Below are 4,189 nucleotides of genomic sequence, written 5' to 3'. Positions count from 1 at the left end.
CATCAGCAGCGCCGTGGTGTCGCTGGTGGTCTGGCTCCACAGCGCCCAGATCCGCCCTTCGACGTGTTTGGCGCTGGCCTCATCGGGCGCAGCCTTCAGGGCACCGAACAGAAAGTCGAGGCCCTTGGTGCGGTCGGTCGGCACCCGCGGCAGTTTCTCCGGCGGTGCCGGCGGCTGCGCGAGCGGCTTCTCTAGCGGATGCTTGGGTCCGTCCGGGGCCTGGGCTCGCGCGCGCTCAGGCACGCTCAGGGCCAGCGCCGCAAGCGCCAAGGCGCAGAGGCCGAACCGAAAATGTCGAGGGGCGAACGCCATTGCGACAGTCTAGACACGACAAAGCGCGCTGCAAAGCAGCGCGCGCGTCACAGCGGCGTGAGATCGAGGCGCGGGCCGCGAGCGGCCCTGCGCAATCAGCCCTGGCGGGCCTTGAAGCGACGCTGGGTCTTGTTGATGACGTAGAGCCGGCCCTTACGGCGCACCAGGCGGTTTTCGCGGTGGCGGGTGAGCAGCGACTTCAGCGAGTTACGGACCTTCATGGGTCTATCCTGACTGTTTGAAAGGCCGTGACAATTGGCCGAATACAAAACGATAACAGCCCGCCGGCGGAAGCCCGCCCGGGTCGGTGCTGTATCTATCCAGCGACTCCCGGCCTGTCAATCGATCCACCGCCGGAACCGACAGGCCATTGCGGAAAACCAGCGCTGGGCCGGCGGCCACACCAAGGTAAGGCGCAAAATTCGCCGCACGCCGGCGGTTTGGGCCGCTTCACAGCTCCTCAAAATAATTATACACCATAATCAATTCTCCGCCGCCAAGACGGCGAGAAATGCCCGAAGGAAACGCCTGATGCTGAATCCCGACGATCTTGTCGCTATCGACATCCATACCCACGCCGAGGAACCGTGCGGCTCGCACCCCGACGACGGCTACGACGACTTCCAGGCGCGGATGGCGGAGTATTTCGGCTCGCCGCACAAGCATCCGCCGACCGTCCAGGAAACCGCCGCGTATTATCGCGCCAAGAAGATCGCCGCAGTGATCTTCCCGGTCGACGCCGAACGTGAGACCGGCTTCCGCCGCTACAACAACGACGAGATGATCGAGATCGCGCGGCAGAATTCCGACGTGCTGATTCCGTTCGCCTCGATCGACCCGCACAAGGGCAAGCTCGGGGTGCGCGAAGCGCGCCGGCTGATCGCCGACTACGGCATCAAGGGCTTCAAATTCCATCCGACCATGCAGGGCTTCTATCCGAACGACCGGCTGGCCTATCCGCTGTACGAAGCGATCCAGGAAGGCGGCGCCATCGCGCTGTTCCACACCGGCCAGACCGGTGTCGGCTCCGGCATGCCGGGCGGCATGGGAATGCGGCTGAAGTACTCCAACCCGATGTATATGGACGACGTCGCCGCCGACTTTCCGGACATGAAGATCATCCTGGCGCACCCCTCCTTCCCCTGGCAGGAGGAGGCACTGTCGGTTGCGACCCACAAGCCCAACGTCTATATCGACCTGTCGGGCTGGTCGCCGAAGTACTTCCCGCCGATTCTGGTGCGCTACATAAACTCGATTCTGCAGGACAAGATGCTGTTCGGCTCCGACTGGCCGGTGATCACCCCGGACCGCTGGCTGTCGGACTTCGCCAAGCTCGAGATCCGCGACGAGATCCGCCCGAAGGTGTTGAAGCAGAACGCCCGCAAGCTGCTGGGGATCTAGACCCAACGATATCGTTCGTCCTTGCATGCGAAGCGCAGCAATCCAAGAACGCCGAGCAGTCGGCCTCTGGATTGCTTCGTCGCTTTACTCCCCGCAAGGATGAAGGCGGAAAGGCCTGATCGCCGGGACGAGCTCAACTGAAAGCTGCCGCACATGACCATCAAGGCCGTCGTGTTCGATGCCTATGGCACGCTGTACGACATCCAGTCGGTTGCGGCCGTCACCGAGCGGGAGTTTCCCGGCTATGGTGAGGTGATCACGCAGATCTGGCGGATCAAGCAGCTCGAATACACCTGGCTGCGCTCGCAGATGGGGACCTACGAGGACTTCGCCGTCGTGACCCGCGATTCACTCGCCTACACGCTCGACTGTCTCGGCATCGAGGCCGGCGGCGGCGCATTCGAGCGCATCTTCGCAAAATATCTCGATCTCGCGCTCTATCCCGAAGCCCGGTCGGCGCTGGAAGCGCTTGCACCCTGCAAGCGTGCGATCCTCTCCAACGGCAGCCCGGATATGCTTGGCGCCCTCACCCGCAATACCGGCCTCCACCGCGTGCTCGACGACGTGATCAGCGTCGACGCAGCCAAGACGTTCAAGCCGCATCCGCGTGCCTACGCGCTGGCCGAAGCGCGACTCGGCGTAGCGCCGCGCGAGATGTTGTTCGTGTCTTCCAATCCCTGGGACGTGGCGGGGGCGAAGGCCTTCGGCTTCAATGTCGCCTGGATCGAGCGCGTCAGCCGCGAGGCGATGGCGCGCGAACTACGGAGGCCTGGGCCGCTCTCGCCGCAGACGCTGTTCAAGGCGCTGCGCACCCAGATGGACGTGCTCGGCTTCGAGCCTGACCACCGCATCGGATCGCTGACCGCGTTGGTGGAGATCGTGGCCGCGCGCTGAGATTTGCGCCACGTGCTGCTTTGCGGCATATCGGCCGCTCGATTGCCGGCCCGGAATGCCGGCCGTGAGGAGCCGCATGAGCCTCGAATCCGTTCGCGCATGGTTTGCCCAACATGCCCCCGACATCGTCGTCGAGGAATCGACGATGAGTTCGGCCACCGTGCCGCTCGCCGCCGAAGCCTATGGCGTGCCACCGGCGCAGATCGCCAAGACCCTGTCGTTGCGCGTCGGCGAGCGTGTGGTGCTGATCGTCACCAGCGGGACGATGCGGCTCGACAATAAGAAGGCGAAGGCGCTGCTCGGCGGCAAGCCGAAGATGCTCGGCGTTCATGAGGTCGCCGATCTCACCGGCCATGAGGTCGGCGGCGTTTGTCCGTTCGGCCTCAAGGCACCGCTGCCGATCTATTGCGACGTCTCACTGAAGACGTTCGATGTGGTCGTGCCGGCAGCGGGTTCGACTCACAGCGCGGTGCGGATTGCCCCGCAGCGCATGGCCGAGCTGGTCGGCGCCGAATGGGTCGATGTCTGCGAGGACCGCAGCGAGCCGACGCAGCCGTGAACACGACAACGGGGCCCGCGGGCCCCGTCAATGCTTGCATCAGTCATGAGACCAGCGCCTGAGCGCGGCGATCACCAACGGCGCCAGCCGTAGTGCCGCCCATACGGACGCGGCGGGCCATAATAGCGCGGGCCATAGAACCGCGGACCGTAGTAGCCGTAAGCGCCGTAGTAGTTCGGGCGCCACCAGCAGCGGCCCCAGGCGTTACAGACGTAACGCACCTGATCGACCTGGGCGGATGGACTGCCGGCAGCCTGCGCGGCGCCGGGAAGACCGTTCGGCATCGCCGCAGACGCGATGCCCGGCGCGAGCGCGACCGCGCTCAGAGCGGCTGCGGCAGCAACGGCGAGTTTCAGATTCATCGGACAACCTCCTTACGATCGAGAACCATCAGAACTGTCTCGAGCTTAGGAAGTTGCAGCTGAACGGGCGCTGACGAGCGAGTTCATCTAGATGAACTTGCGTTAACCTGTGCGGCGCAATTGGTTCGACGCAGCGCTTGATGGCGCTGCGTGCTCCTCGAGGCAACCTTCGCTCAAGCAGCCTTGAGCGGCTCCGTACCATCGCGATGAAGCGTCCGCAGGAAATCACGCACCGCGTCGCCGAGCGAGCGGGCCTGCTGCGCGAGCGTGCCTGACGCCGACAGCGTCACCTCGGCATGCTGCTCAGTCTCGGTGATGTTGCTACCGACGCCCTGGATGTTGCCCGAGATGTCGCGGATCCCGGCGAATGCTTCTTCGATGTTGCGCGCGACCTCGCCGGTCGCGGCGGTCTGCGCCTCGACCGCGAGCGCGACCTGGTGCGTGATATCATCGACCTCGCCGATCGAACGGCCGATGCCGGAGATCGCATCGACGGCGGCGCGGGTGGTCTCCTGCACTTCGGCGATGCTGCGCGAGATGTCGCGCGTGGCATTGGCGGTCTGCTCGGCGAGCGACTTCACTTCCTGCGCCACCACCGAGAAGCCGCGGCCGGCGTCACCGGCGCGCGCCGCCTCGATCGTGGCGTTGAGCGCCAACAGAT

6 protein-coding genes and 1 pseudogene are annotated in these 4,189 nt (G+C 64.8%); 3 read left to right on the top strand and 4 right to left on the bottom strand.

Annotated features, from left to right (window positions below; translation table 11 throughout):
• Positions 1–312 (bottom strand): annotated as a pseudogene (locus DYI24_RS22385) (tetratricopeptide repeat protein); the annotation flags it as partial.
• Between the two features lie 95 nt (positions 313–407).
• Entirely contained in the window at positions 408–533 is a 126-nt protein-coding gene (gene ykgO, locus DYI24_RS22380; RefSeq protein WP_011159732.1) for a type B 50S ribosomal protein L36, read from the bottom strand.
• A 310-nt stretch (positions 534–843) separates the two neighbouring features.
• On the opposite strand from ykgO, the gene DYI24_RS22375 reads away from it, so the two are divergent.
• The 3 genes from DYI24_RS22375 to DYI24_RS22365 all read left to right on the top strand — a co-directional run bounded on the left by DYI24_RS22375 (position 844) and on the right by DYI24_RS22365 (position 3,166).
• Positions 844–1,713 carry an amidohydrolase family protein gene (locus DYI24_RS22375; RefSeq protein ID WP_107356787.1) on the top strand — a complete coding sequence of 290 codons (870 nt, stop codon included), beginning with the start codon at positions 844–846 and terminating at the stop codon, positions 1,711–1,713.
• Between the two features lie 153 nt (positions 1,714–1,866).
• Positions 1,867–2,607 (top strand): haloacid dehalogenase type II, encoded by a 741-nt coding sequence (locus DYI24_RS22370; RefSeq protein WP_164573895.1) that lies wholly within the window; start codon positions 1,867–1,869, stop codon positions 2,605–2,607.
• A 76-nt stretch (positions 2,608–2,683) separates the two neighbouring features.
• Positions 2,684–3,166, top strand: coding sequence for a YbaK/EbsC family protein (locus tag DYI24_RS22365; RefSeq protein ID WP_164573894.1), 483 nt, complete (start codon positions 2,684–2,686; stop codon positions 3,164–3,166).
• Between the two features lie 71 nt (positions 3,167–3,237).
• Here the strand turns inward: DYI24_RS22365 and DYI24_RS22360 are convergent, their stop codons facing one another.
• Together DYI24_RS22360 and DYI24_RS22355 are read right to left on the bottom strand one after the other, a co-directional pair.
• A complete protein-coding gene (locus tag DYI24_RS22360) occupies positions 3,238–3,528 on the bottom strand; it encodes a hypothetical protein (protein ID WP_164573893.1) in 291 nt (96 codons plus the stop codon).
• Positions 3,529–3,701: 173 nt separating this feature from the next.
• The coding region (locus DYI24_RS22355) for a methyl-accepting chemotaxis protein (RefSeq protein ID WP_283810887.1) at positions 3,702–4,189 on the bottom strand (488 nt) is incomplete at its 5' end.

It is taken from the genome of Rhodopseudomonas sp. BR0C11, from assembly GCF_010820945.1.
Classification (GTDB): Bacteria; Pseudomonadota; Alphaproteobacteria; order Rhizobiales; family Xanthobacteraceae; genus Rhodopseudomonas; species Rhodopseudomonas palustris_H.
Note: the sequence above shows the minus strand (reverse complement) of the source record. Positions and strands in the feature narration are given on the sequence as shown.